The sequence below is a fragment of the Acinetobacter sp. S54 genome (genome assembly GCF_016624945.1).
Classification (GTDB): domain Bacteria; phylum Pseudomonadota; class Gammaproteobacteria; order Pseudomonadales; family Moraxellaceae; genus Acinetobacter.
The window spans coordinates 1-207 of the sequence record NZ_JACVUI010000042.1; the positions used below are offsets into that span (position 1 = coordinate 1).

The 207-nt window shown below is 50.7% G+C and carries 1 tRNA gene; it reads left to right on the top strand.

Annotation, left to right across the window (positions count from 1 at the left end):
* Window positions 1-131: 131 nt before the first annotated feature.
* A tRNA-Val gene (locus IAE20_RS16725) sits at window positions 132-207 on the top strand.

Sequence of the window (207 nt, forward strand, 5' to 3'; positions counted from 1 at the left end):
ACCGGCCTGTCACGCCGGGGGTCGCGGGTTCGAGCCCCGTCCGCTGCGCCATTTTATACAAAATATGTAAATCCTTAATTCTCTGAAACGAAATTCCTCTAGAAAAATTAAATATTTTTCTCTTGCGTTCAGGGCGCTTAGCTCAGTTGGTAGAGCGTCTGCCTTACAAGCAGAATGTCGGCGGTTCGATCCCGTCAGCGCCCACCA